This window comes from Flintibacter sp. SJQ-8, assembly GCF_054108085.1.
The window spans coordinates 53,490-80,174 of sequence record NZ_JBPJWR010000001.1 but is presented as its reverse complement, the minus strand read 5'-3'; the positions used below and the strand labels follow the sequence as shown (position 1 = coordinate 80,174).

Below are 26,685 nucleotides of genomic sequence, written 5' to 3'. Positions count from 1 at the left end.
TATGAATTATGAACCGATATGGAAAACGCTGTGTTTTGTATCCGAGGGTCAGCACAGAGATGCAAGTGGACGGATACAGCCTGGAAGGTCAAAAAAATATGCTGACACGATTTGCGGATCGTGAGGAAATGATCGTTGTTGATACTTATGAAGATGCCGGTAAATCCGGTAAATCCATTGAGGGACGGCCTGCCTTTCAAAAAATGCTCAGAGATATTGAGGATGGCTTGGACATTGACTATATTTTAGTGTATAAGCTGTCACGGTTTGGCCGTAATGCAGCAGATATACTTAACTCTTTGGAGCTGGTTCAATCTTATGGTGTAAATCTGATTTGCATAGAAGAAGGGATTGATTCCTCTCAGACAAGCGGAAAACTTTTGATTTCTGTACTATCTGCTGTGGCTGAAATTGAGCGTGAGAATATTATCGAGCAGACGATGAACGGGCGGCGCGAAAAGGCACGGCAAGGTGGATGGAATGGTGGCTTTGCTCCCTACGGATATACACTGGAAGATAACAAGCTGATGATTGAAGAAACAGAGGCTGTGGCAATACGGAAGATTTTTGAATTATATACTTCATCGGAAATCGGTTTGGGTGGTATTGCGAATCAGTTGAACTTACAAGGTATACGGAAAATTCCGAGGCAGAATGGCACATTAGAGGATTGGACAGGACATTTTATTAAACTGATATTGGATAACCCGGTTTATTGCGGTAAAATTGCTTATGGACGGAGAACGAAGGAAAAAGTCAAAGGCACAAAAAACGATTACCAGATGAAAAGAAATGACGATTACATTCTGACAGAGGGACAGCATAAAGGAATCGTTAGTGAGGAGGTATGGGAAAAGGCTCATGCCAAGCGTCTTAGAACCGGAGTAAAGCAACCGTCAAAAATTGGGCGGGATCGAGTTCATTTGTTATCCGGTCTGCTGAAATGCCCGGTTTGTGGAAGCCCCATGTATACGAATAAACACGCATGGACAAATAAAGATGGCACTTACAAAGAAATTTACTATTATGTATGTAGTCGGAATAGGATGGTCCGGGGTAAGCATTGTGAATATAAGGCAATGCTGAAAAAGACCGATATTGAACCGATGGTCATTGAGGCAATTCGTGAGATCGTAAGGAATGAGGAATATGCCCAGGCCATTAAAAAACGGATTGGCGTTCAGATTGACACGAAATCAGTGGATAAGGAACTGGAGGGTTATCAGGCAAAGCTGAAGGAAGTTGATCTGAATAAAACAAGATTGGAACGGGAAATTGACAGTCTCCCTGCTGATGCAAAATACCGGGAACGAAAGCTCCATGATATGACCTTGCGGTTAGATTCCCTATATGATGTCATTGTTGAGCTGGAGGAAAAAATCGAAGATGCCAGACTTCGGCGAGATGCAATTAAGCAGCAGGCAATTACTCTTGAGAATATTTACAAAATCATGGTGAATTTCGACTGCGTTTATAATATAATAAATGACGAAGAAAAGAGAAATGTGGTCACAGCCTTGATTAAGGAAATTGAAATTTACAGGAATGACGAGTCTGAATATCCGCTAAAGCGGATTGGTCTGAATTTTCCGGTGTTCAAGGATGGCGGGGAAGTTACGGAGCTTTTGTGGGACAAAGGGAATACCGTTGAGACGGTTGTCTTGCTTTCCAAGGGAGAGATCGACTCGAAAAAGGTTCGGGTTGAGTTCTCTTTGGAAGATATGGATATGTCCGAGTTCCAAGATGGAGCAACCTATCCGCAGATCAAGGAGTATGTTTTGGAGCATACCGGGTTAAAGGTTTCTAACCTTTATATTTCTCAGATAAAGAGAAAATGCGGACTGGAAGTCGGCAAGAACTACAATCTGCCGAAGTCCGAGGATTCCAGACAGCCACAATGCCCACCGGAGAAGGAAAAAGCAGTCCGAGAAGCATTCAAATATTTTGGGATGATCTAACATCCAGCAAAATGGAGGTTTCTTATGGATAGATTGATTTCTTGTGAGTTCAACATGGATAATGCCTGTGTGGAACTGAAATTTGCAAATGGTAGCATGATTGCGATTAACACCATCGCCGTGGAAAACGAGATTGCCGACAATATGTATCAGCGGTCAGAACTGGACTATCTGATCTACAATGATCCGATTGGATATGCAGACTTGATATTGAACGGTGATCCAGAAACCTATTTGAAAACTGTAACTGAATACAAACCGCTTGATAGCTAACCAACACTTTGCCCGTGGGAGAAATTCTGCGGGCATTTTTTGTATCTTTTCTGTGAACTCTATTGATTTTGATTGTCTAATGTGGTAGACTATCCATGGAGTCTAACAGTGTAGACATGGAGGGCATGAATATGGATTTTCCGAAGATTCACGAAAGTGAGTATAGGTTTTGCTTGATTATGTGGGAGCATGAGCCGGTTACTGCCGTCGAGCTTGTAAAGCTGTGTCAGAATCAGCTCGGATGGAAAAGGACTACAACTTATACCGTTATCAAGCGTCTTGGAGATCGTGGTGTGCTGAAAAACGACAATGGCACTATTACTTCTCTCGTTTCCAAAGATGAAGCTCAGGCGTGTGAGATCGACGAACTGGTTGAGAAGAAATTCGAGGGTTCTCTGCCTGCCTTTATCGCTGCTTTTACAAAGCATCAGGCTATGTCCGAAGATGAGCTTGATGAGATGCAGCGCATGATCGACCGCATCAGGAAAGGAGGTTCACAATGAACGAACTCTTTTTGAAAATCATCAACATGAGCATATCGGCAAGCTGGCTCGTCCTGGCAGTGCTGTTGCTCCGGTTTGTTTTGAAGAAAGCCCCCAAGTGGGTCAATGTCCTGCTCTGGGGCATCGTAGCAGTGCGGCTGGCTTTCCCATTTTCCATCGAGAGCGCATTGAGTCTAATTCCAAGTGCCGAAACCATTCCGCCGAACATTGGAATGAATACCACCCCTACCATCAATAGTGGAATAAATGCAATAAACAATGCTGTTAATCCTATCATCAGCCAGTCCAATACTCCGATGGCTGGTGCCAGTGTAAATCCTTTGCAAATCACCATCGGTATCTTTGAATACATCTGGATTTTCGGCATGATTGCACTTGCCTTATATACAGCTATCAGCTATTGGCGTCTGCATCGCAAAGTTGATACTGCCGTTCGCTACAAGGACAACATTTTCCAGAGCGAGAATGTAAAATCTCCGTTTGTGCTTGGCATCATAAAGCCAAGAATCTATCTCCCGTTCAACATGAACGGTCAGGATCTGGAACACGTTGTTGCCCATGAGCAGACACACATTCATCGTAAAGACCATTGGTGGAAACCCCTTGGTTTCCTCTTACTGACAATCCATTGGTTCAATCCTCTCATGTGGTTGGCTTATGTTCTACTGTGTCGTGACATTGAGCTTGCCTGCGATGAAAAAGTCATCAAGGAACTTGGCAATGAGCAGAGAGCCGATTATACGCAAGCACTTGTGGCCTGCAGCGTAAACCGCCGTATGATTGCCGCTTGCCCTCTCGCCTTTGGTGAGGTCGGCGTAAAGGAGCGTGTGAAGTCTGTGATGAATTATAAGAAGCCCGCGTTCTGGGTCATCATTTTGGCAGTCATTGCCTGTGTGATCGTTGCGGTCTGCTTTTTGACCAACCCGATGGGATTCCAATTCGATGAAGCAACACATACCATCGTTTCCGCAAATCATTTTGATATGCGAAATGCGGATGAAGCGGTGGCTATTGAAATGAATTCCGCACAGATTAGTGAGTTGAGTTCTCGACTGGCCGGGGTCAAGAACACGAATAAGAGCGATGAATATGGTGGGTTCACACCGATATATCAAATCAGCGCACTCCTAGAAGATGGCACATATATCAGAATAAACGGTTATTCTCTCTCCGACAATGATAAGGTAGATATCGAGTGGAACGAAGAACGATATGTGGTATCCGATGAGGAATTCAAAGATTATTTAAGTAGAATCTGTGCAGGTGGAGATGTTTCTTCTGCTGATAATGCGGTTGCAGGAAAAACCTATCTCTACGAAGGCGAAGGATTCATGGGCAACTTTACAATCACCCTCTATAATGATGGTACTTTCACCTATTACGAAGGAATGGCCAGCAGCTATATTGGAATTGGCTCTTGGGAACAGAACGGAGACAGCATTATCCTGACCGATGATGGGCACAGCGGCTATGGGCTGGTGAACCATTTCCGATGTGACGGTAATGACCTCGTGTTTGTTGAGCAGGACTCCAACAACTTCGTTTATGTCAAAGTTAAGGATGGCGAAAGGTTCCATTCCACGGGTGAAACTTTCAAATCCGACAATACGGCTGCGGCCGTAACCAAATGGTTTGATTACCTTGAAACCCCTGATGAAATGAAATGGGACGGTAGTCTTGAAATCAGCCTCACCAAGTTTCCAGATGCGAGCTTCCGTTGGACTTCCGGAGAGATGCTGGCTGTTAAGGGTAGTAAAAGCACTTCACTTTATACGGGGATGCCAATCTGGAACGCCTATTTCTGCGACCTCACTGGCGACGGTTTGCCTGAGTTGTGTTCTTCAATCAGTTGGGGCTCAGGCATGATTGACAACCGTGTCATTATCTATGACTATGCAAACGGAGTAAGCTATGAGCTGTCTGACAGAGGGTATTTTGATTTCACTCTCAGACAGGATCATCAAGATGGCCGCTTGTATGTAGATAAAACAAAATATCATACTGATGAACTGGTAGAAACCGGCCGACTGGTTTTCAAGAATCATTGCATTCAGATTGAAGGTTTTTCCAACGAAGCGCATCAGGTGTTCCAAGCTGAAATTCTGGAAATTCATGATGGCAATTATCTTGTGAAGCCTGTTGAAGGTAGCTGGGAATTGAGCAGTGCAGACCGAATTGAAGTGCCGATCAGAAATGTGCATCCATCACCAGAACCTGAAATCGGAGATGTGATCGAAATTGAATACGCTGGTGAAATCCTTGAAACCTATCCTGCACAAATTGCAGATGTTTATGGTATCAAGGTTATTGAGAAAAACAAAGGCTTTACCCATCTGGCAAACGATGATTAGAAAATCACAAATATCGAATAATTAGTTTTAAGCAGATAAACCGCTGCAATTCTCATTCCAAAGGGGGGGATGAATGTTGTAGCGGTTTTTTCTTTTTATGGTTCAAATGCCAGCATTGTTTTCGTTGGCAGTTTCTCGTTTTCACAGTTCAGAAGATACGCTATCACCTTGTTCGCAAAGCGATTTGTTTTCATGGTATCCCAATCAGCAAGTCGGATGATCTCTGCTGTACCGTTCTCGAAATCCAATGATATTTTGCCCCATTCTCCGTCGCAGTCTACCTGATATTCGTAGATTGCGGCGGAGATTTTCTTTTTGTGACGAGTCTTGGATTTCTGTTTCAGTTGGACGGCATGGATAGCACCCTCGGCAACCAGAAGTTCTGTCAGCTTGTCCACCGCTTTTCGGTAAGCCCGTTCTGCACCGCTGGCTGTGCTGCCCTCAAACATAACTGCCAGTTCTTCAAAGGTGGGGCGGTGCTTCCACGAGCCGACTCGCCCACAGGCCATACAGATTGCAAGACGCTTTTCAAGCAAGGTCTGCTCTCGGTAATTCAGTTTCTCAAATGCCCGCTGCACATTCTCAGCCTGTATGCCGTTCCAGAGAATGTCGGCATAGTTCCAAGTATCATCAAGGGCAACATCCTCGCCCGTTTCCTCGCCATCCTCGTCTGTTACATAGAAAGGCTGCTGATTGCGGATGCCACGGACTACTTTCAGGTATTCTTCCGCAAGGGCAAGATCACAGTTGTACTTCTTGGAAAACTCATTGACTGCATCCTTGGTGTTATGGTACAGCCAAGCCATTGATCGCACCATTTTGTAATTGGTCAGCGAAGATACTGACCACTTTTCTTCGCCCATGCGAAAACGGAGCATAGCATCCCGGATGAACGGAAAAATGTATGTAGCATACTCCGCACCCTTGGCAGGATCATAGTCCATCAGCTTTTGGAGCATCTGCTCCCGGCAGGAGAGCTTAATATCCAGAAAACGGTCTGTGTCGTACAAATCACCGCCGTCCACACCGAGAAAGCCTTTGATGCGCTTGTTGAGCTGCGGCTCGTAATAGTGAAGGAAGAACGAGAAGTATATCAAATCCTTTTCGTGCAATGCAGACAGGATATATTCGTTCAGATTGCCCACCGCTGGCGGCTCCGGTTCCAGTTGGAAGATGCGCTCTGCCACATAGGGAATGATGCCGTCATCGTGCGGATTGACTTGGTGTTTTGGTATGTATCCGGTCATATTCCATGTAAAATCATTCAGCATAGCGCACCTCCTTCCGGTTTACCATATCAGCATTCAGAACTTTCTTTGCAAATACACCATATCCACCAACTGTACACCACCTTCATATATTGGGTGGTCATAATTGTCTGTAAAGAAATTTGGTATTATGTGAGAAAGGACAAAACCACATTTTTCATAGAATGGTATTGTCAGTGGACTATCGCCCGTTCCAACTTGCAGAACAGCATATTGTCCGCTGTATTTCTCGATGATAAAGTCAATCAAAGCTTTTGCATAGCCTTTGCCTTGATGTTCTGGAACTGTTGCAATGTTCTTAATTTCAAGCACACCATTTCTTTCGCCGGTTATGACACATTCGCTTTTAACTCCATTATCATCGAGGATATACATCCTGCCATTATCAAGATAGCGATCTACCATGTTTTCCTGCTCATCAGCCAATAACAGCAAATCCAGATATTCCTTTTTGTTTTCTGTAACCTCAATAATTTTCATTGTTTATACCTATAAGTTATTTTTATTCAATGCTTCTTTCTTCAAAGCCGCCTGTCCCATCTCTTTTTCGTAATCTCCCTTGGCATAGTCTACATTGCTCAATGCCCGGAGCATCTTATCTTTTGCCAGCTTCTTCATAACCTCCGCAAGATCAGCGTCCAGAGTACCACGCTTCACATAGCGGTTTATGGTATTCAGCCGCTTCTCATAAATCTGTTTCACCGGATGATCGTCCGCAAGCTCCCGTTGTTCTCTGCCTTTTAGGTTGCCGATCTGCCGACAGGTGCGGTGCAGCTTGTCCCCCGGTGCATATTCGCCGCAGTATTTGGTGTGCCTTGCGTTGGTGGTCAGAAACCACTTTCCGCAGATTTTGCATTTCTTCGGTGCATGACCAACACACAGGCCCTCAAAGAGATCAGACCGGAACATCCCCACAAAGGATACATAGTGCATCCGCTTGACCAGCTTCGCAACTTTTTCGCCGGGACGGATGACGGATACATACTGAACGGAATTGTTCAGGGTAGACATCCAGGTATTGCCCTCCGTGATGGAAAACTCCGGCGGGAAATAATTGCCGAACATTCTGGCAAAGCCCTCTGCGGTGCGGTCAGCTTCGTTGCCGTCTGATTTTTCTGCAAAATCAAGCATGGCCGTTTGGTATTCCCCAAGGGAGTAGGCCAGATGCCCGCATACGGCGGTATAGCGCTGGAGCGTGATTGCTTCGGCATAGTTCTGGATTTCTTCAAATTGCAAAGAATTGGTTGCGGCTTTTGTGGCAAACTCCACATATTTCAAGGCATTTTCGGCAGTAAAAACCCTTTCTATCCGTTCTCTGTGCTTTGGTATGTCCATATAAGAGAACGGCGGGGTTTCGCTGAGAGTATCCAGCATCGCCAGAGTAGCTTCCCTTGCCATAGGACAGAGTGCAGAAGCGTCCTGTCCGGCGTTCAGCATTCCAAGCAGTAGATTAATTTTCTGGCATTGTTCATTCATTTTGGCAAGAGTATCCGCCGAAACATTCAGCGCATCACAGGCAAGCGTACCGACAGGAAATGTTTTGCCTTCATATATGACCGTATCCTGCCAAAAGTCCAATGTCATCAGTTCTTGGTTCATGCTTGCCCCTCCTGTCCTGTTTTTTCACTTTCTTAATTGTATCATGCTAATGTAAAGAAATCTACATCTATCAATAAGTTGTCCTGTTTTTTGAAACGGGGTTGTCCTCCGATTAGCCTGTTTTTTGAAAAATTCGGCATAACCATAATAGAAGGAGCGAAGCACCTGCCAATCACGGCGGGTGCTTCGTGCTTTCCAGAATATTATGAACGGAGGTTTTTCTATGACCATCTATGAAACCATCAAGGCGGCAATCAGCATCAAGCAAGCCGCCGAACACTATGGGCTGAAAGTAAGCCACAACGGAATGACTTGCTGCCCGTTCCACCACGACCGGCATCCGAGCTTGAAGCTGAATAAGGACTATTTCTTCTGTTTCGGCTGTGGAGCAAAGGGAGATGTGATCGACCTTATGGCAAGGCTGTTCAATATGAGCAGCTATGAGACAGCGCAAAAGCTGGCTTCGGACTTCGGGCTTAACCCGAAACCGCCCACTGCCGCAGCTATGGCCAAGCTCAAACGTCCCTATATCCGTCAGTTCCGGGAGGATGAAATGCTGTGCTTCCGGGTGCTGACGGATTATCTGCATCTGCTGGAAGATTGGAAAGTACGATACGCACCCAAGACACCGGAAAATGCTCTGGATGATCGTTTTGTGGAAGCCTGCCAGATGCACTGCCATATCGAATATATGGCAGACGTGCTGACCGTGGGCGATTTGGAAGAACGGGTGGCATTGGTGGACAAGCTGATGAAGGAGGGCAAGATTGCTTTTCTGCAAGAGTACACCGCACGAAAGAAGAAGGAGGTGGCGTACCATGGCGAAGAACCGAAAAACGCCTGATATGAACTTGCCCATGTGGTTTGATGGGCAGAACATCAACGAAGCTCTGTTTTGTGAAGAATTTCTGCATGAGCGCAGAATCATCTTTGCAAACGGAGCTTTTTTCACGCCCGATGGTAGAGTGACGGACGATCTCCCATTGCGTGGGGAGATTTACGACAAGCTGAAATTCTGTGCTGCGAACAATATCCCACGGAAGATCACCAACATTCTGGAAGTGCTGAAACTGGAAGCACAAGTGCCGGACTTTCCGCCGGAGCAGGATCGCATTCATGTGTCCAACGGTACGCTGCTGCTGAACGGAACATTTACCGAGGGCAGACCGGCTATCGTGCGAAGTCGTCTGCCTGTTGCTTACAATCTCGATGCTACTGCGCCGGTGATCTGGCTGAACTTTCTGGATGGGCTGCTCCATGCGGAGGACATCCCCACTTTGCAGGAGTTCATTGGCTACTGTCTGATTCCCTCCAACAAGGGACAGCGCATGATGGTGATTAAGGGGAACGGCGGCGAGGGCAAATCCCAAATCGGAGCTGCGCTTTCTGCTATCTTTGGCACGAATATGAAAGACGGCAGCATCGGCAAGATTTCTGAAAACCGCTTCGCCCGTGCCGATCTGGAACACATCCTGCTGTGCGTGGATGATGATATGCGGATGGAAGCTCTGCGCCAGACCAACTATGTAAAATCCATCGTGACAGCACAGGGCAAGATGGATTTGGAACGTAAAGGCAAGCAGAGTTATCAGGGCTGGATGTTCGCCCGGCTGCTGGCATTCAGTAACGGTGATCTGCAAGCCCTGTATGACCGCAGTGACGGATTTTATCGCAGACAGCTTGTGCTGACTACCAAGGAAAAGCCGGTGGACAGAGCTGACGATCCTGACCTTGCAGAGAAGATGAAAGCTGAAGCCGAGGGTATCTTCCTGTGGGCATTTGAAGGCTTACAGCGGCTTGTTGCCAACAACTTTAAGTTTACGGAGAGTGACCGTATCCGGGAAAACCGGGAAGCGGTCAAGCGTGACAACAACAATATCTTTGATTTCATGGATTCCGAGGGATATATCCGGCGTAAAGCGGATGCGTCCATCAGCTCCAAGGATTTCTATGAAATCTATCGGATGTGGTGCGAAGAAAATTCCCTTGCACCGCTGAAAGCCCGCAGCTTCAGCGACGCCATGATTGCCAATGCCAAGAAATTCAATCTGGAGCATTGCAACAACATCACCAACTCTGCCGGACGGCGGGTGTGGGGATTCATGGGCGTGGAAGCCATTGCACGACCTCATATAAATGGGTTTTACGGAGATTCGCCGTGTACGTACGTACCGGAGGACATTCCGGAGGAATGGAGGCAGGTCGAGTAAATCCCATTGCTGGTACGTATGTACGCAGCAAAAGAGCGTAAAACGTTCGTTATAGAAACAGCACATTTCCTTTATTTGGGCTGTTTCTATGTCCACAGGCTTTTGAAAAAGTGTCTGTGGGCACCGGCTGCAAGAGGAAGTTGACACAGAACAGCTTCATGCAGACGGGCTGACCATGGGAAAAGGCGCAGACATTTTCACCTTGGTCAGCAGAGGTCACCGCAGTGACCGCATTCCCCCTCGGGAGAGCCCTCGGAGAGCCCACGGCACTTTGCAGCCAGTATGGATGAAAGTGTCATAGTGGGTTATTACACTTTGAAAAAGTGCCTCTCCGTAGCTCCCCGCTGTCTGCAAATCCCAAAGGAAGGACAAAAATTCAATGGCAAGAAATGATGGAATAGACCGTACCGTAGCCAGAAATCAGGACTTGGAAACGCCTGCGGATGTGGCGAAGGTACAGGAACACAATGAGCGTGAAAAGGACAGCTACAGCAATCAGGACATCGTGCCGGAACGCACTTCTCTGAATGTCCATTTCAAAGCACCCACGGACGATTATGTAAAAATGTTTGAGCAGATGGAACAGGATGGCGTGATCTCCACCAGAGGTCTGAAACCGGATGCCGTCAAATACGGCGAGTTGATCTTCGATGTGAACTCTGCTTACTTCTACAACCACGGCGGCTATGAATTTGCGAAACAGTTTTATGCCGATGCCTACAAAGCAGCCGTGGAGATCGTGGGCGGTGAACAGTATATCCTCTCCGCTGTGATGCACGCCGATGAGCGCAACCGGGCAATGTCCGAAGCTCTGGGCGAGGATGTGTACCACTATCATCTTCATGTGGTTTATATCCCGGTGGTGAAAAAGCAGATCCTTTGGTCGAAGCGATGCAAGGATGAAGCCCTCCGGGGAACCGTCAAGGAGGTCATCACACAGGTCAGCCGCAGTAAGAAATGGGAGTCCAAGCCGGTGCTTGGTGAGAACGGAAATCCCATGTTGAATGCAAAAGGGAAAAAGATTTTGAAGTCATCCTACAGTGTGTTGCAGGATGACTTTTTCAATTTCATGCGAACTGCCGGTTACACCGATGTGGAGCGTGGAGAGCGTGGCAGCACCGAGGAACATCTGACGGTGACGCAGTTCAAGGTGCAGGCAGAACAGCAGCGTTTGGAAGCTGTGACCGGACAGGTGGCACAGGCGGAGCAGAGTTTGGAGAATGCCAAAGCTGCCACGGAGAAACAGAAAAGGAAACTGGAAGCGCTGCAAAAGGAAACCAAGACGGCAAAGACTCTTGCACTGACGGTGCAGGATATTGAAGCGATGGGCAAGAAGGCCACATTCGGAAACAATATCACTCTGACACCGGATGAATGCCGCACACTCAAAGATTATGCTGTCAGTAGCTTTGCGGAAAAGGCAGAGAAGATCAAGTACAAGCAGAAATTCGAGCAAGCGGAGAAAAGTGCAAAAACATGGAAGCAGCGGTACGATGCGCTGCATGAACAATATCAAGAGCTGAAAAAGAAAGCCCAGCCCTTCTTGGATGCACTGGAAATCGCATCCGAAAGGGTTCGGGCTTTTCTTGATGTTGTCCTCAGCAAAGGAAAAGAAACGCAGGAGCACGAACACACTGCACGGAAGCGTGGACAGGATATGGAACTTTGATGGAGGAATCGCCTATTGAAGAAATATTATGAGGAAGCGAAATATAATGCGGCATTTGACCGCTGTGTGGATGTTATGAGCCAGATGCTCCAGAAATATGGACATCAGGTTTTGGATAAATTGGAACAGGACGTTCCGCAGGAAGTGGAGCATTCCGAGGAAAGTAATCAAGCGCAGCCTTTGACGGATAAGGCTGCGTAAAAATTTACAATTTACACGTTGCGTACTTGTTGCGGATATGCTATAATATGTACGCAACGTGTATTTTTGCTTTTAGGGAGATAGGCAGATGGATTGTAAAAACAGAATTATAAAGTTGCGGGAAAGCACGGGATTAAACCGGAAGGACTTTTGCAAGTTGGTTCATATACCATACCGGACGATGACCGAGTGGGAATTGGACAACCGTCATGCACCGGATTATGTGCTGTGGCTTTTGGAGTATTATATCCGTAACGAAGGACTTGTGGTAAAAGAAATGAACGAAGGAGGTGGCGATTCTGAAAAAGAAACAACTTAAATGTTATCTATATACGAGAGTGTCCACCTCCATGCAGGTTGACGGGTACAGCTTGGATGCCCAACGTGACAAGCTGCGGAAGTATGCGGCATACGAGGATATGATCGTTGCCGGGGAGTATTCTGACGAAGGATTTTCCGGCAAGAACATCCAAGGGCGGCAGGAGTTTCAACGGATACTGAATGACATCCAGGACGGCAAAGATGATGTTTCTTATGTGCTGGTCTTTAAGCTGTCCCGATTTGGCAGAAATGCGGCGGATGTTCTGAACTCTTTGCAACTCATGCAGGATTTCGGTGTCAATCTGATCTGCGTGGAGGATGGCATTGACAGCTCCAAGGATGCAGGAAAGCTGATGATCTCTGTGCTGTCTGCGGTGGCAGAGATTGAGCGAGAAAATATCCGCACACAGACAATGGCAGGACGGGAGCAAAAGGCTCGTGAGGGCAAATGGAACGGCGGTTTCGCTCCATATGGATACAAATTGGAAAGCGGAAACCTTGTCATTGCGGAGGATGAAGTGGAGGTGATCCGGGTCATTTATGACCGCTACATCCATACCAACGAGGGCGTTGCCGGAGTAGCCAAATATCTGAACCGCAACGGTTTTATCAAGAAGCTGCGGCAGAATAACACCATTCCCGGATTTTCAAGGAACTTTGTGCAGGACGTACTGGACAATCCCGTTTATATGGGTAAAATTGCTTACGGCAGACGGAGAACCGAAAAGAAACAGGGTACAAGAAATGAGATGCACGTGGTCGAGCAGTCGGAGTTCCCTGTTTACGATGGGCAGCACGAAGCCATTATTTCCGAAGAAGATTGGTATCTGGCACAGGAGAAGCGCAAGATCAATTCCTTTAAGCGGGAAAAGGTCAACAATCCAGATCACGCCCACATCCTGTCCGGTATCTTGAAATGCCCATGCTGTGGCAAGAGTATGTACGGCAATATCGCCAAGGCACACAGCAAGGACAAGAAAACACGGTATTATTACTACTGCAAAAATACGGTTACGCCTACCGGACATGAGTGCAGCTTCCGGCTGAATATCGAGCAGACAGAGATCAACAAATTTGTGGCGAAGGTTATCTCCGCTATGGTCAATAATCCACGGTTTGTAGAAGCGATTCAGGCGAAAATCGGAACAGCAGTTGATACAGAAGATATGGAAAAGCAGATAGCTGTCCTACAAGGGCGGCTAAAGCAAGCCTTTGGAACGAAAAGCCGCTTGGAGCGTCAGATGGATACCTTGGACATCAACGATGCCCACTATGACAGAAAAATTTTGGACTTGCAGCGCCGCTATGATGAGCAGTATGATACCATAGAGGAAATTGAAGTTCAGATTGGCGAATTGCAAAGTCAGATCCGCAGCATTCAGCAGGAGAAGATTTCCGGTGACAATATCTATCGCTTGTTGCTGGCATTTGATGAAGTCTACCATTCCGCAACGGAAGCGGAGCAGAAAGAGTTTATGAAGGCCTTTATCGAGCGAATTGAGATGTTCCCGGAGAAAAGGAAAGACGGAAGTTGGATAAAGAAGATTGTATTCAACTTTCCTGTGCCTGTTGATGGTGAGGAAGTGAAAGAACTTCCCTTGGAAACTGAAACAACTGTCGAGACGGTGGTGCGGTTGGAGAGGATAAGAGGATAATTCAGTTATTCGAAAATTTCGAATAACTGCGTCTAACGAAAAAAGCTGCGTTTAACAACCTGACCCGGAGAAGAAGCGCCGCCCATCACGCTTCTCCTCCGGGTCTTATCATTTTAGAACATATAAAGGATACTATATACCCCTGCGAAGATCATGGCTCCTCCTATCAGGAAGAAGAAAAAGCCGGCGAAATAGGGGGGACGGACGGGGTCCTCCTGGATGAGCTTGGGGTTGTTGGGGTCGTAATAGCCGGTGACGCAGGCCCCCACGGGGCGGCAGGTGTCCTGGCGGCTGGCGTATCGATAGGTCTTGCCGTCCACTGTGTACTCATAGGTGGGCAGATGGACGGTGGTGCAGCCCTCCAGGCGGGTGCCGTCCTCCTGCTCCTCCCAGGTGGTCATGGTGGACTTTTCAATGTGGACGATCTTCATGGGGGTGGTGCCGGTGTAGCGCTTGCGGTCACCTTCATAGGCCCGGAAGAGATTACGGCGGTGGAACACGCCCGCCGTGATCAGCAGCAGCCCCACCACAAGAAACACCAGATCTTCCATACTCGATTCCTCCCTTTTTCTGTTCTGTCCCCATTCTATCACGGGGCGGGGGAGGGGAACATTAACCAAAGGTTAGGAAGGCCGTTGGAGAAAAAGAAATGGACATTTGCCGCCGGATCTGAGAGAATGGAAAAAACGCGAAGGGGGAGACGGGAGCATGGACGAGGAGCTGGCCTATCTGGTGCTGTCGGTGGTGGAGGAGATACCCGCCGGGCGTGTGGCGACCTATGGCCAGCTGGCCCGGCTCATCGGGCGGGAGCGGAACGCCCGGCTGGTGGCAAGGGTGCTGTCCCACGCCCAGGAGTATGGCAGCTTTCCCTGCCACCGGGTGGTGGACCACAGCGGACGCATCGCCCCCGGCTGGCCGGAGCAGGCCCATCTGCTGGCCCAGGAGGGCGTCCCCTTCCGGGACCCCACCCACGTGGACATGAAACGGGCGCAGTGGGAGGAGTGAGCTGGTCCCGCCCCACCTTTATAATTGACGGAAAAACGCAAAAATGTTAAAATGCAATACGTAAAAAATGGGGTTTTCTGCGACGAGATAGGCGTGGCGGGGAGAGAGACATCCCGAAAAGGTGGGCTTTCATGATTCAAATTGGCTTATGCGACGATGACCTGGCGATCTTGGGCCAGCTGCGGGTGCTGCTGGACCGCTATCGGGTGGAGCGGAACGCGGAGATCGCCTCGGCGGCCTTTCAAAGCCCGCTGGAGCTGCTGGCAGAGATCGAGAAGGGGATGCGGTTCGACATCCTGCTGCTGGACGTGATCATGCCCGGGGAGAACGGCATCGACGCCGCCCGGGAGATCCGCCGGTATGACAACAACGTGAAGATCATCTTCCTCACCTCCTCCGCGGAGTTCGCCGTGGAGTCCTACACCGTGGGGGCCTATTTCTATCAGCTCAAACCCATCTGGGAGGAGAGCTTTTTCCGCCTGATGGACTCGGTCATCGCCGAGTGTGAGAAGAGCAGCGGCATGAGTCTGATCCTCCGGTGCAAAAGCGGCATCACCCGGGTGGAGCTGGACAAGCTGGAATACTGCGAGGTGCTGGGCCACTCCCTGTGGCTGCATCTGGTGGGTGGCACGGTGCTGGAGAGCGTGGGGCGGATGGACCACCTGTGCGAGCAGCTGGCCGACCACCCGAATTTCCTGCGGGTCCACCGGTCCTTCCTCATCAATATGGACCATGTGAAGGCCATCGTCCCCAAGGCCATCACCATGGCCAGCCTGGCCGAGCTGCCCGTGCCCCGGGGGAAGTATGCTGAGCTGAAGGACCGGTATCTGGAGTATGCCTTCCACCGAAAGCAGGTGTTCCTGTGATCCTTTACATATGCAACACCGTGGCGGTGGGCCTGTTCGGCATCATCCTGTCCGCCGCCTTCTGCAACATCCGGTGGGACCGGAAAAACGTTCTGTGGATGGCCGCCGCCACCGTCGCCATCTATATCCTTCAGGCGGTGGTCTATTTTGGCATCGACACCACCCAGGGGCAGTATCTCTATCCCATCCACACCCACCTGACCCTGGCCATCGTGCTGTGTATCCTCAGCCGCCAGCGGCTGTGGCCGGTCATCTCGGTCCTCACGGCCTATCTGTGCTGCCAGCTGCGGCGGTGGCTGGCCCTGGTCATCGTGGCCGTTTTTAGCGGGGGAGACCGGATGCAGTACATCGCGGAGATGGCCCTCACCATCCCCCTGCTGATCCTGCTGCTGCGGGCGGCCCCGGCGGTGCGCTCCGTGTCCCGGTATTCCACCGCCGTCCAGTGCCAGTTCGGCAGCATCCCGGCCCTGTATTATGCGTTTGACTATCTCACCCGGGTGTACACCGACCTGCTGGAGAGCGGCTCTCCGGTGGTGGTGGAGTTTATGCCCTTTGTGTGTTGCGTGGCCTATATCATCTTTGTGGTACGCCTGTCGGCGGAGCAGCGGGCCAGGACCCACTTGGAGCAGCTGCAAAGCAGCCTGAATCTTCAGGTGAACCAGGCCGTGCGGGAGATCGAGGACCTGCGGGAGTCCCAGCAGAAGACCCGGGCCTATCGCCATGATCTGCGCCACCACCTGCAGTATCTGGATGCCTGTCTGGAAAACGGCCAGATCGACCAGGCCCGGAAGTATATCCGCTCCATCGACGCGGCGATCGAGGCCAGCCGTCTGACCGTCTACTGCGAGAACGAGGCGGCCAACCTGATCCTGTCCGCCTTTGCTTCCCGGGCAAAAAATCAGGACGTGTCCCTGTCCATCCACGCCCAGCTGCCCCATGTGCTGCCCATTGCGGAGAGCGACCTGTGCGTGCTGCTGTCCAACGCCCTGGAGAACGCCCTTCACGCCTGCGCCGGACTGGAGCACGGCAGCATTGTGGTGCAGACCTATGTGCAGAGCGAGAAGTTTTTCCTCCAGGTGGTCAACGACTGTCCCGGGCCGGTGCAGTTTAATCGGGGCGTGCCGGTGACGGACCGCCCGGGCCACGGCGTGGGGGTGCGCAGCATCTGCGCCATCGTGGAGCGGTATGGCGGAATGTACAGTTTTTCCGTTCAAAATGGCCATTTTGTATTGCGACTTTCCCTGTGACTCGGGGCCAAACGACATTTCAGGGCATTTTCAGGACGTTTCGTGCAGAAGCGTCCTTTTTTATTTGCCGGGGGGCTATACTGTAGCCACAGTGCAAGGCACCGGAAAAAGAGAAAAATTTGGAGGAATTTATCATGAAAAGACTGCTTACCCTGACCCTGGCCCTGGTGATGTCCCTGTCCCTGACCGCCTGCGGCGGCTCTGATGACGACGCCAGCAGCAGCGATGTGAACGACATGTCCACCAGCGTCTCTGAGCCCGCCGAGGACGGCAGCGGCGACGCCTCTGTCCCCGAGGGCCGCATCAGCGAGGAGAAGCTGGCCGAGCTGACCGAGGCCTATAACAACGTGGCCGTGCCCTATAACGAGATCGCCAACCTGGTGAATGAGAACGGCTGGATGGCCGACGAGCAGACCAACGCCGAGATGAACGCCATGAACAGCACCCTGGGCACCGTTGGCACCGCCCTGACCGAGGACATCTCCATGCTGGACGGCGTGGATGTGGACGCTCTGATCGCCGCCCTGAGCGACGAGCTGCCCGGCGCTCTGGCTGAGCTGAAGGACCGCGTCTCCGTGCCCTACGAGGGCTGATCGACCCATCTGAATGAAACGGCTGACTGTCCGGTCCTTATCCCGCGGCAGTCAGCCGTTTTGCATCAATACAGGAGGTAACATTTCATGACGATCCTAATTATCATTGTCCTTCTGGTGATCCTGGTGGCCGGGTGGGTCATGTCCACCCAGCGGCGGCTGGTGGTGATGGACGAGAACATCAACAACGCCATGAGCCAGATCGGCGTGCAGCTCTCATCCCGCTTCGACGCGCTGACCGCCCTGTTGGATCTGGCCAAGGGCTATGCCGCCCACGAGTCCCAGACCCTGATCGAGACCATCAAGTCCCGCCGCAGCGTCATCACCGCCAAGTCCACCCCCCAGGACGTGCTCCAGCAGGAGGGCGTGATCTCCGAGGCCCTGGGCCGCATCTCCATGGTGGCCGAGCGCTACCCCGAGCTGAAGGCGGACAAGGGCTATGCCAAGTGCATGGACGCGGTGGACAGCTATGAGAAGATGGTGCGCACCAGCCGCCTCATCTATAACGACTCTGTCACCAAACTGAACCGGGAGATCCGTATGTTCCCCGTCAGTCTCATCGCCGGGATGCTGGGCTTCCGCCAGCGGGACTATCTGGAGGCCCGGGAAGACAAGGCCGACATGCCCAGCATGAAGTGATGAAGACCCTGACCCGACTTTTCGCGGCCCTGCTGCTGACGGCGGGGCTGTGCGCCGTCCCGGCGGGGGCGGCCAACCAGGTGGAGCGCCTGACCACCGACGTGGCCCTGGAGCAGGACGGCTTGGCCCACGTGACTCAGGTCTTCTCCGCACAGACGGACGAGGGCACGGAGTTTTACATGGACCGGCTCACCTCCGGCGGGCTGACCTATGCCAACTTCGCCGTATCCGACGAGAACGGCCCCTACGCCGCAGAGGAAGCGGACAGCTGGGACATCGATGCGTCCTTTGAGGAGAAGGCGGGCAAGTGCGGCCTGCTGAACATCGACGGGGGCGTGGAGCTGTGCTGGGGCATCACCGACTACGGCTCCCACACCTACACGGTGTCCTATGATATCCAGGGCCTGGTGGGGGGCTATTCCGACGCCGACGGGCTGCTCTATCGCTTCATCGACCCGGACCAGGCTGTGTTCCCCACCGACGCCGACCTGACCATCCGCATGGCCGACGGCACGCCCCTGACCCAGGACAACTGCGGCATCTGGGCCTTCGGCTTTGAGGGGCAAATTCAGTTTGAGGATGGCGTCATCCACGCCTGGACGGACAGTCCCTTAGAGGGCAGCCAGTATCTGACGGTGATGACCCAGCTACAGTCCGGTCTGCTCCAGCCCCAGCGGGTGGAGGAGGACAGCTTTCAGACGGTGAAGGACGCCGCCTTTCAGGGCAGCGACTACACCGACCCGGAGGAGGAGCCGCTGACGGCCATGGACATCGTCTGGATGATCGTCTCCCTGGCGGTGATCCTGGGGGGCATCTTCGGCATTTTCGCCCTGCTCCGGGCCAGGAAGAAGGCCAAGGCCAAAAAGCAGCTGGCCAAGATCGACTATTTCCGGGACGCCCCCAACGGCGGCGACCTGAACGTGTCCTATGCCCTGGGGCTGGGCCTGAATGCCTGCACCGACGAGACCTATCTGGCCGCCCGGGTGCTGCGCCTGGTCACCCTGGGCAGCCTGGAGCCGGAGCTGGAGCCCGGGAAGAAGAACCGGGCATCCATGCGCTTTCTCCGGGAGCCCCACAACGGCGACCCCTTTGACGAGGCCCTGTACACCTTTTTACAGGCGGCGGCGGGGGCGGACGGGGTGCTCCAGGACAGAGAGCTGGAGGATTTCTGCTATGATGACCGCCACGCCAAGACCTTAAGCGACATGCTGGAGAGCTGTCATCACCAGGGGGAGCTGACCCTGTCCCGCGGCGGCTGCCTGAAGGGAAACCAGTGCCGCCGGGCCAAGGACCTGACGGCCAGGGGTCAGCAGCAGCGGGACGAGCTGCTGGGCCTGAAGCGCTATCTGCTGGACTTCTCCCTGCTGGCGGAGCGGGACGTGAAGGAGACCTTCCTGTGGCAGGAGTATATGGTCTATGCCGCTCTGCTGGGGGTGGCCAAGCAGGTGATGGAGCAGCTGCGGCGGCTCTATCCCGGCCAGCTGGACCAGGTGGAGCAGTATCAGCGCTATCTTCAGAGCACGGCCCACTGGAACGCCTATCTGGTCGGCGCGGTGGAGCGCCAGCGGCAGGAGAGCCAGGCGGCCCGCTTTGGCGGCGGGGGCGGCATCGCCTCCCTGGGCGGAGGCGGCGGCGCTTCCGGCGGGGGCGGCATGGGCACCCGATGACAAAAGAGAGAATCAACCAACGAACCAACGGAACTTTAGGAGGAAACGATCATGGGATTATTCAGTAACAAGAAGAAGCTCTGCCCCATCTGCGGCAACCCCACCCCCCGGCTGCTGCCCACCAAGATCGAAGGGGAGGCCATCTGCAAGGAGTGCGACGCCAAAGTGGATCTGCCCGCCGGGGCCATCAACAGCATGTCCCTCACCGATTTCAAGCAGTATCTGGCCGCCTTTGAGGAGAACCAGGTCCTCCAGCAGGAGTTTCACGAGACCTATCGCTTCAACATCGGCTTTTGGGGCTGCACCGTCTATGTGGACGAGGAGCACGGTCTGTTCCGCATGAAGGACGGCGTGGGCTGGGCCTTCCAGGGCAAGGACATCAAGTCCATCCGAATCTCTGAGGACAGCAGCCCCCTGTATGAGAGCGCCAGCGGCACCCTGAAGTGCTACGCCAGCCAGGTGCCCGCCCAGGTGAATGCCCTTGCCCCCCAGATCGCCCAGTTCCACATGGAGAAGCAGATGTTCCAGCGCCGGGAGGCCATGGAGGGCCTGCACCGGGCCGGACAGGAGACCCCGGAGGAGCGCCGGGACCGGCAGCGGGACAACGACCTGTATCGCCCCAAGTTCGACGTGCCCGCCCCCGTGGAGAAGTTCCGCATCGAGATCAAGCTGAACCACCCCTATTGGAAGTCCTTTGACGAGAAGATCTCCGGCCCGGAGTTTGACCGGGACTATCCCCGGGCGGCAGATTACATGAAGAGCTATCGGGAGCAGACGGAGGAGCTGCACCAGCTGGCCAAAAAGCTGATGCACATGATGGACCCCAAGGCCGGTGAGACCCAGGTGGGCGGCGCTGCCGCCGCTGCGGCCACCGCACAGTCTGCGGCCCAGGCCGTGCCCACCGTGCCCGCCGACGCCGTGGCCGAGATCCAGAAGTATAAGACCCTGCTGGACGCCGGCGTCCTCACCGAAGAGGAGTTCACCGCCAAGAAGCGGCAGCTGCTGGGCATCTGAGGAGGGAGACCATGAAGAAATATCTGTCTCTGCTTCTGGCTCTGGCCCTGCTGCCCAATCTGGCCGCCTGCGGTTCCGAGGACGTCTCCGCCGACGATACGGGGGACGGCAGCTGGGCGGTATACTGGTATCTGTGCGGCAGCGACCTGGAGTCCCAGAACGGCTGCGCCACCGCCGACCTGTCTGAAATGCTGGAGGTCCAGCTGCCGGAAAATGTGAACGTGGTCATCGAGACCGGCGGCGCCACCGCCTGGCAGAACGAGGAGATGGACCCCAGCAAGCTCCAGCGCTGGCTGTATAACAGCGATGGTTTGCAGCTGCTGGAGGAGGAGGACGCCGCCGACATGGGCGACAGCCAGACCCTCTACGAGTTTTTGGACTATGCCAACGACAACTATCCCGCCGACCACGTGGCCGTCACCTTCTGGAACCACGGCGGCGGCAGCGTCAGCGGCGCGGCCTTTGACGAGAAGTTCGACTATGACTCCCTGACCCTGGACGAGATGTATCAGGCCTTCGACGCCGTGTGGCCCGCCGACCCGGAGGACCCCGCCCTGGAGCTGGTGGGCTTTGACACCTGCCTGATGGCCACGGTGGACGTGGCGTCGGTGTTCCAGAACTTTGCCAAGTATCTGGTGGCCTCGGAGGAGGTGGAGCCGGGCAACGGCTGGCTCTACTCCGGCTGGCTGGGTGAGCTGGCCAAGGACCCCGGCATGGACGGGGCCGCCCTGGGCCGGGCCATCTGCGACAGCTTCTATCAGGGGTGCGAGGCGGTGGAGACCCAGGACCGGGTCACCCTGTCCGTCACCGACCTGACCCGTCTGTCCCCCCTGCTGGCGGCCTATGAGACCTTCGGCCAGGAGGCCCTGACCGCCGCGGCGGAGGACCCGGGCTTCTTTGCCCAGCTGGGCCGGGCCGCCGCCCAGAGCGAGAACTATGGCGGCAACACCCGGGAGCAGGGCTACACCAACATGGTGGACCTGGGCCACCTGGCCCGGCAGACCGCCTGGATGCTGCCCTCTGCCCAGGACGTGTGCGACGCCCTGGCCGACTGCGTGATCTATCAGGTGGGCGGCCAGTACCGCAGCGAGGCCACGGGCCTGAGCTGCTACTACTCCTACAGCGGCGACCTGGATGACCTGAGCGGCTATCTGGCCATGGGGGAGAGCACGGCCTTTAAGAATCTCTACACCTATGCCCTCACCGGACAGCCGGAGGATCAGGACTATGTGTCCTCTCTGGACATCGACTCCCTGCCTCAGCTGCGCACCCTGGCCGACACGGATTGGGACGGTGCGCCCCTGGACGTGGACGAGAACGGCACCGCTTTCCTCACCCTGGGCCCGGATGCCCAGGACATCCTGTCCGGCATCGGTTTCTCCCTGTTCTATGTGGACGAGGAAAACGACCAGATGATGCTGCTGGGCACCGACAACGACATGAATGCCGACTGGGACAACGGCGTGTTCTACGACAACTTCCGGGGCGTGTGGGGGGCCATCGACGGCCACATGGTCTATATGGAGCTTGCCTACGACGGCGAGGACTATAACCTGTACTCCGTGCCCATCCTGCTCAACGGCGAGGCCTATAACCTTCAGGTGGCCTATGACTTCAGCAAGGAGGAGTGGAGCATTCTGGGTGCCAGCCAGGGCCTGGACGACACGGGCATGGCCAGTAAAGAGCTGCGCCTGTTAGAGGCCGGGGACCAGATTACCACCATCTGGCAGATGTCCACCTACAGCGGCGACGACGACTTTGAAATGTACGCCGCCGAGGAGTTTACCGTCACCGACCAGACCGCCTTCAGCGAGACGGCCCTGCCCGACGGAAACTACGCCATGGTCATCACCATGCAGGACGCCGCCGGAAACGAGGCCTATTCCGACGCCGTCACCTTCCAGTGCCAAAACGGCGAGATTACCACCACGGTCTATCAGTGATCGTTTCCAAACAACAAAACCCGGGGCACACGTTCGTTAAGAGCGTGTGCCCCGGGTTTTTCTCTGTGGTTTTGTGGGAGGAAACGCTTCTGCGTTCCCCCGTGGTCTTGGCTCTTTTACATATCAAGCAGACCGGCCCTCGTCCAGAGCCTTGACTTCGTCCACGGTCAGCAGTCGAACAGACTTGGCGATCTCTTCATAGGACAGTTTGCCCAATGTGAGCAGCATACGGGCGGTCTCAACCGAATTGAGTTTGGCAGCTTCACGCGCCGCCTGATTTCTCATATCTTCCATCGCCTTGCACATAGTCGCAACTCCTTCCGTATCTTCTTTGAAATAGCGAACTCTGTCCGCCAGAATTTGATAGTGCATCTCTTCGGCGCTGGTGCAGGAAAAGTCGTGCATCAGCTGCCCGAGCGCCGTATCGTCTTTAATTTGGGCGTTTACATACAGGATATGCGATTCGTCCCCAAACAATGCGCCGGTTTCTCTGACCGTTCGATCAATGTGATAGATCGGGTGGCCATCGCCCAGCACATCATGCTCCGTGATGAAGATGACATATCTTGCCTATACTATAACATGGAAATACCAGCGGTTCAAGCTGCGTTTTTTGAACTTTTTTCAACCACTTGTTGAAGCGGAATATCAGCTCACCACGCCTCGGCAAGCAGAAAATCTGCAAGATGAACGATTTTGATGCCATTTTCGATGCCGGTGTCCATTTCGTTGAGCGTGACGACGTATTTGGGATAGTGGTCACGGATATCCATCAGGTTTCCGACCTCTCGGTCTGAAGTCATTGGAATTTGGACACAGACCTGTACATAGACCTTTTCATCCCGACGGGTTGCCACAAAGTCGATTTCCTTTGTGTCATTCTTGCCGATGAAAACATCATAGCCACGGCGCTTTAGTTCCAGAAACACGATGTTTTCCATCGCGCCGTCCAGCATCTTTCGGTTATAGCCCAGCAGAGCATACTTCAGCGACACATCGGAGAGATAATACTTCTCCTGTGTTTTCAAGATGCTCTTGCCTTGCAGATCATAGCGCTCACATGGATAGATAATGAACGCCTGCTCCAGCCAGCGCAGATAATTATAGATGCTCTCCACCGAAACTTTGCGGTGCTCACTTTTCAGGAAAGTAGAGATGGAGTTCGCGGAAAAGGTCTTGCCCATGTTCTCAATGATATACTTCACCACGCGGTCAAAAAGGTCTTGCTTGTTGATGCGGTGGCGCTTCACAATATCCCGGGAGACTACGGTATGATAAATGCCGTTGACAATTTGATAGGCACTCTGCTCGTCATACTCACTAAGCGCAATGATTGGAAAACCGCCAAAGCGAATGTATTCCTCCAGCAGTTCCCGGCGGGACAAGGCGCTGTCTGCCTTAAAGTCCAGATACTCTTTGAAGGAAAGCGTATAGACGGGAATGGAGACATAGCGTCCCGTGAGATAGGTGGATATCTCGCTGGACATGAGCTTGGAATTAGAGCCGGTCACGTAGATGTCGGCGTCTGCGCCCTCCAGCAAACTGTTGACTGCCCTTTCCCAGCCGTCGATTTCCTGAATCTCATCCAGCAGAAGGTAGCAATGGCCCTTTCCCTTCATGGCCTCGACCAACTCGTCATACATCTGCCTGGCGGTAATATTTTCGGAAATGTCCATCTCTGTGTACCGCTTGGAGATGATATGATCCTGGGGTATGCCCCGGCGCAGGAATTCCTCTTTCAGCATTTCAAAAATGGTAGACTTGCCGCAGCGGCGAACGCCAGCCAGTATCTTGACAAGGGGCTGGTCGATAAACGGCGCGATAGCCGCAATGTAGCCAGGTCTGTTGATCATAGTATCGCCTCCTTCATAGTTATTATTATAACCAAAACAATCTCGACATACAACAAGTTTTTCTGGTCTAACCTTAAAAACTTTCAGACTGCTTAGAGACAACAAAAAGGACAAGTACATCTGAATGTCAGATCATACTTGCCCTTTACTCGTTTTTCTTGAGTTCTTTTTCGATTTCTATATGGCAGACCTCCTGAATTGCCTGCTCCATCATAGATGCAACCTCATCCACGGAGTGATCTGGTGCGCCATGGAGACGGTCCTCCTCGACAGCGAGCAGCTCTTCGCGCAGCTTCAGCATTTTTTCCCGTCTTGTGAACGAATCGATATCCATGACAACAAGATCGCCTTCGCCGTTCTTGGTTAGATAGACCGGTTCTCCGGTGGACTTGCACAGTTGGGCAATGGCGTTGTAGTTCTGGCGGATACTTGCACTCGGCTTAATATTCATAACTGCGCCTCCATATAGTCGTCTGATAACTATATTATAATGAAATAACGCTATAAAGCAACGGCCATTCTTTCACAATTTATAAAATTTTAGATGGATCGTGCTGGGGCGGCAGGAGTCAACTTATGTCGTTCTTCCACATGGACACAAAAATGCGGCCCACAAAAACTGTGAGCCGCATTCTGTGCAGTAGATTTTACTTGTTGAAATAACGCTTCAGCAGGCCCTCGAAAGCCTTGCCGTGACGGGCCTCGTCCCGGGCCATCTCGTGGACGGTGTCGTGGATGGCGTCCAGGTTCAGGGCCTTGGCCTTCTTAGCCAGCTCGAACTTACCGGCGGTAGCGCCGTTCTCGGCGTCCACCCGCATCTGCAGGTTCTTCTCGGTGGAGTCGGTGACCACCTCGCCCAGCAGCTCGGCGAACTTGGCGGCGTGCTCGGCCTCCTCATAGGCGGCCTTCTCCCAGTACAGGCCAATTTCGGGATAGCCCTCGCGGTGGGCCACACGGGCCATGGCCAGGTACATACCGACCTCGGTGCACTCGCCCTGGAAGTTCTCACGCAGGCCGGCCAGGATCTCCTCGTCCACGCCCTGGGCCACGCCCACCACGTGCTCGGCAGCCCAGGTCTTCTCAGCGGACTGCTCCTTGAACTTCTCAGCGGGGGCCTTGCAGATGGGGCAGAACTCAGGGGCGGCCTCGCCCTCGAACACGTAACCGCAGACGGTGCAGACAAACTTCTTCATAATAATTTCCTCCTCATTGTTGAATATTTTGGTTGCTTTCTTCCTGTTTCATACATGTTTGGCATCTTCCATAGAAGGTCAGCTCGTGGCGCTCCACGGCCAGACCATATTGCTCGCTGACGTCGCGGGTGAGGGAGCTGTCCAGCTTGATGCTGTGCAGGTCGATCACCGCGCCGCAGTTGGTGCAAACAAAGTGACTGTGGGGAGCGGTGTTTCCGTCGAACCGCTCCTGCCCGTTCACCACGCCTACGCTCTGCACCTGTCCCTGCTGCTGGAAAAAGACCAGATTGCGATAGACGGTGCCCAGGCTTAGGTCGGGGTGGGTGGGCTTTAAGGTTTGATAGATCCACTCGGCGGAGGGATGACAGGTGGTACTGCGGATGGCGTTTAAAATGGCCTCCCGTTTTTTGCTGTATCGGATCATCGGCTCCTCCTTATCAGTAATAACTCTTGTTTGTGTTTTGATAATAGCATATCGGCTCGGGTTTGTAAAGAGGTTTTTTCAAAAAAAGCAAAAAAATTTCGAGTCCGGATATCCGGTCCCGCATAAAATATAAACTTGCCATTCCGAGGAGCGAAGCGACGTGGGAATCCGCTCTTTCATCGAGCATTACGGATTGCCACGTCGGCCCGTTGGGCCTCCTCGCAATGACAGCG

27 protein-coding genes are annotated in these 26,685 nt (G+C 52.7%); 18 read left to right on the top strand and 9 right to left on the bottom strand.

What is annotated here, in order from left to right; translation table 11 throughout:
- Positions 1-8 precede the first annotated feature (8 nt).
- The 4 genes from ACSAMP_RS00385 (at position 9) to ACSAMP_RS00370 (ending at position 5,085) form a co-directional block, all read left to right on the top strand.
- Positions 9-1,958 carry a recombinase family protein gene (locus tag ACSAMP_RS00385; protein ID WP_457799193.1) on the top strand — a complete coding sequence of 650 codons (1,950 nt, stop codon included), beginning with the start codon at positions 9-11 and terminating at the stop codon, positions 1,956-1,958.
- A gap of 24 nt (positions 1,959-1,982) precedes the next feature.
- Positions 1,983-2,231 (top strand): DUF6061 family protein, encoded by a 249-nt coding sequence (locus tag ACSAMP_RS00380; protein ID WP_154250972.1) that lies wholly within the window; start codon positions 1,983-1,985, stop codon positions 2,229-2,231.
- Between the two features lie 131 nt (positions 2,232-2,362).
- Entirely contained in the window at positions 2,363-2,734 is a 372-nt protein-coding gene (locus tag ACSAMP_RS00375; protein WP_368187804.1) for a BlaI/MecI/CopY family transcriptional regulator, read from the top strand.
- Positions 2,731-5,085 (top strand): M56 family metallopeptidase, encoded by a 2,355-nt coding sequence (locus ACSAMP_RS00370; protein WP_457799192.1) that lies wholly within the window; start codon positions 2,731-2,733, stop codon positions 5,083-5,085. Before ACSAMP_RS00375 ends, ACSAMP_RS00370 begins: the two co-directional genes overlap by 4 nt.
- 95 nt (positions 5,086-5,180) lie before the next feature.
- On the opposite strand, the gene ACSAMP_RS00365 is transcribed toward ACSAMP_RS00370, so the two are convergent.
- From ACSAMP_RS00365 to ACSAMP_RS00355, 3 genes are read right to left on the bottom strand one after another with little or no spacing between them, the layout of a single operon-like run.
- Positions 5,181-6,356 carry a sigma-70 family RNA polymerase sigma factor gene (locus ACSAMP_RS00365; RefSeq protein WP_457799191.1) on the bottom strand — a complete coding sequence of 392 codons (1,176 nt, stop codon included), beginning with the start codon at positions 6,354-6,356 and terminating at the stop codon, positions 5,181-5,183.
- 33 nt (positions 6,357-6,389) lie between these two features.
- Positions 6,390-6,833 (bottom strand): GNAT family N-acetyltransferase, encoded by a 444-nt coding sequence (locus ACSAMP_RS00360; protein ID WP_118661308.1) that lies wholly within the window; start codon positions 6,831-6,833, stop codon positions 6,390-6,392.
- A gap of 9 nt (positions 6,834-6,842) precedes the next feature.
- Positions 6,843-7,952 carry a DUF6076 domain-containing protein gene (locus ACSAMP_RS00355; RefSeq protein WP_457799190.1) on the bottom strand — a complete coding sequence of 370 codons (1,110 nt, stop codon included), beginning with the start codon at positions 7,950-7,952 and terminating at the stop codon, positions 6,843-6,845.
- Between the two features lie 223 nt (positions 7,953-8,175).
- Between ACSAMP_RS00355 and ACSAMP_RS00350 the strand changes: the two genes are divergently transcribed.
- The 6 genes from ACSAMP_RS00350 to ACSAMP_RS00325 all read left to right on the top strand — a co-directional run bounded on the left by ACSAMP_RS00350 (position 8,176) and on the right by ACSAMP_RS00325 (position 14,008).
- Positions 8,176-8,796: a CHC2 zinc finger domain-containing protein gene (locus tag ACSAMP_RS00350; protein ID WP_457799189.1), complete on the top strand. Its 621-nt coding sequence runs from the start codon at positions 8,176-8,178 to the stop codon at positions 8,794-8,796.
- Positions 8,771-10,162, top strand: coding sequence for a DNA primase family protein (locus ACSAMP_RS00345; RefSeq protein ID WP_457799188.1), 1,392 nt, complete (start codon positions 8,771-8,773; stop codon positions 10,160-10,162). The genes ACSAMP_RS00350 and ACSAMP_RS00345 overlap by 26 nt, the downstream gene beginning before the upstream one ends.
- 379 nt (positions 10,163-10,541) lie before the next feature.
- Positions 10,542-11,831, top strand: a complete 1,290-nt coding sequence (locus ACSAMP_RS00340) for a plasmid recombination protein (protein WP_457799187.1) — start codon at positions 10,542-10,544, stop codon at positions 11,829-11,831.
- 15 nt (positions 11,832-11,846) lie between these two features.
- Positions 11,847-12,032 carry a hypothetical protein gene (locus ACSAMP_RS00335; protein WP_457799186.1) on the top strand — a complete coding sequence of 62 codons (186 nt, stop codon included), beginning with the start codon at positions 11,847-11,849 and terminating at the stop codon, positions 12,030-12,032.
- Between the two features lie 88 nt (positions 12,033-12,120).
- Positions 12,121-12,351, top strand: coding sequence for a helix-turn-helix domain-containing protein (locus tag ACSAMP_RS00330; protein WP_040894231.1), 231 nt, complete (start codon positions 12,121-12,123; stop codon positions 12,349-12,351).
- Positions 12,332-14,008, top strand: coding sequence for a recombinase family protein (locus tag ACSAMP_RS00325; protein ID WP_457799220.1), 1,677 nt, complete (start codon positions 12,332-12,334; stop codon positions 14,006-14,008). The genes ACSAMP_RS00330 and ACSAMP_RS00325 overlap by 20 nt, the downstream gene beginning before the upstream one ends.
- A gap of 113 nt (positions 14,009-14,121) precedes the next feature.
- On the opposite strand, the gene ACSAMP_RS00320 is transcribed toward ACSAMP_RS00325, so the two are convergent.
- Entirely contained in the window at positions 14,122-14,559 is a 438-nt protein-coding gene (locus ACSAMP_RS00320) for a DUF3592 domain-containing protein (RefSeq protein ID WP_457799185.1), read from the bottom strand.
- A 157-nt stretch (positions 14,560-14,716) separates the two neighbouring features.
- Between ACSAMP_RS00320 and ACSAMP_RS00315 the strand changes: the two genes are divergently transcribed.
- The 8 genes from ACSAMP_RS00315 to ACSAMP_RS00280 all read left to right on the top strand — a co-directional run bounded on the left by ACSAMP_RS00315 (position 14,717) and on the right by ACSAMP_RS00280 (position 22,982).
- On the top strand, positions 14,717-15,013 hold the full coding sequence (locus ACSAMP_RS00315; protein ID WP_457799184.1) for an MGMT family protein: 297 nt from the start codon (positions 14,717-14,719) through the stop codon (positions 15,011-15,013).
- A 131-nt stretch (positions 15,014-15,144) separates the two neighbouring features.
- On the top strand, positions 15,145-15,879 hold the full coding sequence (locus tag ACSAMP_RS00310; protein ID WP_457799183.1) for a LytR/AlgR family response regulator transcription factor: 735 nt from the start codon (positions 15,145-15,147) through the stop codon (positions 15,877-15,879).
- Positions 15,876-17,126 (top strand): sensor histidine kinase, encoded by a 1,251-nt coding sequence (locus tag ACSAMP_RS00305; protein WP_457799182.1) that lies wholly within the window; start codon positions 15,876-15,878, stop codon positions 17,124-17,126. The genes ACSAMP_RS00310 and ACSAMP_RS00305 overlap by 4 nt, the downstream gene beginning before the upstream one ends.
- 134 nt (positions 17,127-17,260) lie before the next feature.
- Complete coding sequence (locus ACSAMP_RS00300; RefSeq protein ID WP_457799181.1) at positions 17,261-17,719, top strand: hypothetical protein; 459 nt, start codon at positions 17,261-17,263, stop codon at positions 17,717-17,719.
- A gap of 87 nt (positions 17,720-17,806) precedes the next feature.
- Positions 17,807-18,358, top strand: a complete 552-nt coding sequence (locus tag ACSAMP_RS00295) for a LemA family protein (RefSeq protein ID WP_457799180.1) — start codon at positions 17,807-17,809, stop codon at positions 18,356-18,358.
- On the top strand, positions 18,358-20,025 hold the full coding sequence (locus ACSAMP_RS00290) for a DUF2207 family protein (RefSeq protein WP_457799179.1): 1,668 nt from the start codon (positions 18,358-18,360) through the stop codon (positions 20,023-20,025). The genes ACSAMP_RS00295 and ACSAMP_RS00290 overlap by 1 nt, the downstream gene beginning before the upstream one ends.
- Positions 20,026-20,076: 51 nt before the next feature.
- On the top strand, positions 20,077-21,039 hold the full coding sequence (locus tag ACSAMP_RS00285) for an SHOCT domain-containing protein (RefSeq protein WP_457799178.1): 963 nt from the start codon (positions 20,077-20,079) through the stop codon (positions 21,037-21,039).
- Between the two features lie 11 nt (positions 21,040-21,050).
- Positions 21,051-22,982: a clostripain-related cysteine peptidase gene (locus tag ACSAMP_RS00280; protein ID WP_457799177.1), complete on the top strand. Its 1,932-nt coding sequence runs from the start codon at positions 21,051-21,053 to the stop codon at positions 22,980-22,982.
- Between the two features lie 123 nt (positions 22,983-23,105).
- Here ACSAMP_RS00280 and ACSAMP_RS00275 read toward each other — a convergent pair whose 3' ends face one another.
- The 5 genes from ACSAMP_RS00275 to ACSAMP_RS00255 form a co-directional block, all read right to left on the bottom strand.
- The gene (locus tag ACSAMP_RS00275) at positions 23,106-23,519 is read right to left on the bottom strand and encodes a hypothetical protein (RefSeq protein ID WP_457799176.1); all 414 of its coding nucleotides are present in this window, start codon (positions 23,517-23,519) and stop codon (positions 23,106-23,108) included.
- Positions 23,520-23,635: 116 nt separating this feature from the next.
- Positions 23,636-24,835 (bottom strand): ATP-binding protein, encoded by a 1,200-nt coding sequence (locus ACSAMP_RS00270; RefSeq protein WP_441796043.1) that lies wholly within the window; start codon positions 24,833-24,835, stop codon positions 23,636-23,638.
- Positions 24,836-24,980: 145 nt separating this feature from the next.
- Positions 24,981-25,286, bottom strand: a complete 306-nt coding sequence (locus ACSAMP_RS00265) for a type II toxin-antitoxin system prevent-host-death family antitoxin (RefSeq protein ID WP_441796042.1) — start codon at positions 25,284-25,286, stop codon at positions 24,981-24,983.
- A 196-nt stretch (positions 25,287-25,482) separates the two neighbouring features.
- Positions 25,483-26,028: an NADH peroxidase gene (locus tag ACSAMP_RS00260; RefSeq protein WP_441796041.1), complete on the bottom strand. Its 546-nt coding sequence runs from the start codon at positions 26,026-26,028 to the stop codon at positions 25,483-25,485.
- A gap of 13 nt (positions 26,029-26,041) precedes the next feature.
- Complete coding sequence (locus ACSAMP_RS00255) at positions 26,042-26,452, bottom strand: Fur family transcriptional regulator (protein ID WP_457799175.1); 411 nt, start codon at positions 26,450-26,452, stop codon at positions 26,042-26,044.
- Positions 26,453-26,685: the final 233 nt, after the last annotated feature.

Bases quoted from the DNA above. Each gene is read 5' to 3' on its own strand.
- ACSAMP_RS00385 (WP_457799193.1), top strand. From the start codon at position 9: ATGAACCGATATGGAAAACGCTGTGTTTTGTATCCGAGGGTCAGCACA.
- ACSAMP_RS00380 (WP_154250972.1), top strand. From the start codon at position 1,983: ATGGATAGATTGATTTCTTGTGAGTTCAACATGGATAATGCCTGTGTG.
- ACSAMP_RS00375 (WP_368187804.1), top strand. From the start codon at position 2,363: ATGGATTTTCCGAAGATTCACGAAAGTGAGTATAGGTTTTGCTTGATT.
- ACSAMP_RS00370 (WP_457799192.1), top strand. From the start codon at position 2,731: ATGAACGAACTCTTTTTGAAAATCATCAACATGAGCATATCGGCAAGC.
- ACSAMP_RS00365 (WP_457799191.1), bottom strand. From the start codon at position 6,356: ATGCTGAATGATTTTACATGGAATATGACCGGATACATACCAAAACAC.
- ACSAMP_RS00360 (WP_118661308.1), bottom strand. From the start codon at position 6,833: ATGAAAATTATTGAGGTTACAGAAAACAAAAAGGAATATCTGGATTTG.
- ACSAMP_RS00355 (WP_457799190.1), bottom strand. From the start codon at position 7,952: ATGAACCAAGAACTGATGACATTGGACTTTTGGCAGGATACGGTCATA.
- ACSAMP_RS00350 (WP_457799189.1), top strand. From the start codon at position 8,176: ATGACCATCTATGAAACCATCAAGGCGGCAATCAGCATCAAGCAAGCC.
- ACSAMP_RS00345 (WP_457799188.1), top strand. From the start codon at position 8,771: ATGGCGAAGAACCGAAAAACGCCTGATATGAACTTGCCCATGTGGTTT.
- ACSAMP_RS00340 (WP_457799187.1), top strand. From the start codon at position 10,542: ATGGCAAGAAATGATGGAATAGACCGTACCGTAGCCAGAAATCAGGAC.
- ACSAMP_RS00330 (WP_040894231.1), top strand. From the start codon at position 12,121: ATGGATTGTAAAAACAGAATTATAAAGTTGCGGGAAAGCACGGGATTA.
- ACSAMP_RS00320 (WP_457799185.1), bottom strand. From the start codon at position 14,559: ATGGAAGATCTGGTGTTTCTTGTGGTGGGGCTGCTGCTGATCACGGCG.
- ACSAMP_RS00315 (WP_457799184.1), top strand. From the start codon at position 14,717: ATGGACGAGGAGCTGGCCTATCTGGTGCTGTCGGTGGTGGAGGAGATA.
- ACSAMP_RS00310 (WP_457799183.1), top strand. From the start codon at position 15,145: ATGATTCAAATTGGCTTATGCGACGATGACCTGGCGATCTTGGGCCAG.
- ACSAMP_RS00300 (WP_457799181.1), top strand. From the start codon at position 17,261: ATGAAAAGACTGCTTACCCTGACCCTGGCCCTGGTGATGTCCCTGTCC.
- ACSAMP_RS00295 (WP_457799180.1), top strand. From the start codon at position 17,807: ATGACGATCCTAATTATCATTGTCCTTCTGGTGATCCTGGTGGCCGGG.
- ACSAMP_RS00290 (WP_457799179.1), top strand. From the start codon at position 18,358: ATGAAGACCCTGACCCGACTTTTCGCGGCCCTGCTGCTGACGGCGGGG.
- ACSAMP_RS00285 (WP_457799178.1), top strand. From the start codon at position 20,077: ATGGGATTATTCAGTAACAAGAAGAAGCTCTGCCCCATCTGCGGCAAC.
- ACSAMP_RS00280 (WP_457799177.1), top strand. From the start codon at position 21,051: ATGAAGAAATATCTGTCTCTGCTTCTGGCTCTGGCCCTGCTGCCCAAT.
- ACSAMP_RS00270 (WP_441796043.1), bottom strand. From the start codon at position 24,835: ATGATCAACAGACCTGGCTACATTGCGGCTATCGCGCCGTTTATCGAC.
- ACSAMP_RS00265 (WP_441796042.1), bottom strand. From the start codon at position 25,286: ATGAATATTAAGCCGAGTGCAAGTATCCGCCAGAACTACAACGCCATT.
- ACSAMP_RS00260 (WP_441796041.1), bottom strand. From the start codon at position 26,028: ATGAAGAAGTTTGTCTGCACCGTCTGCGGTTACGTGTTCGAGGGCGAG.
- ACSAMP_RS00255 (WP_457799175.1), bottom strand. From the start codon at position 26,452: ATGATCCGATACAGCAAAAAACGGGAGGCCATTTTAAACGCCATCCGC.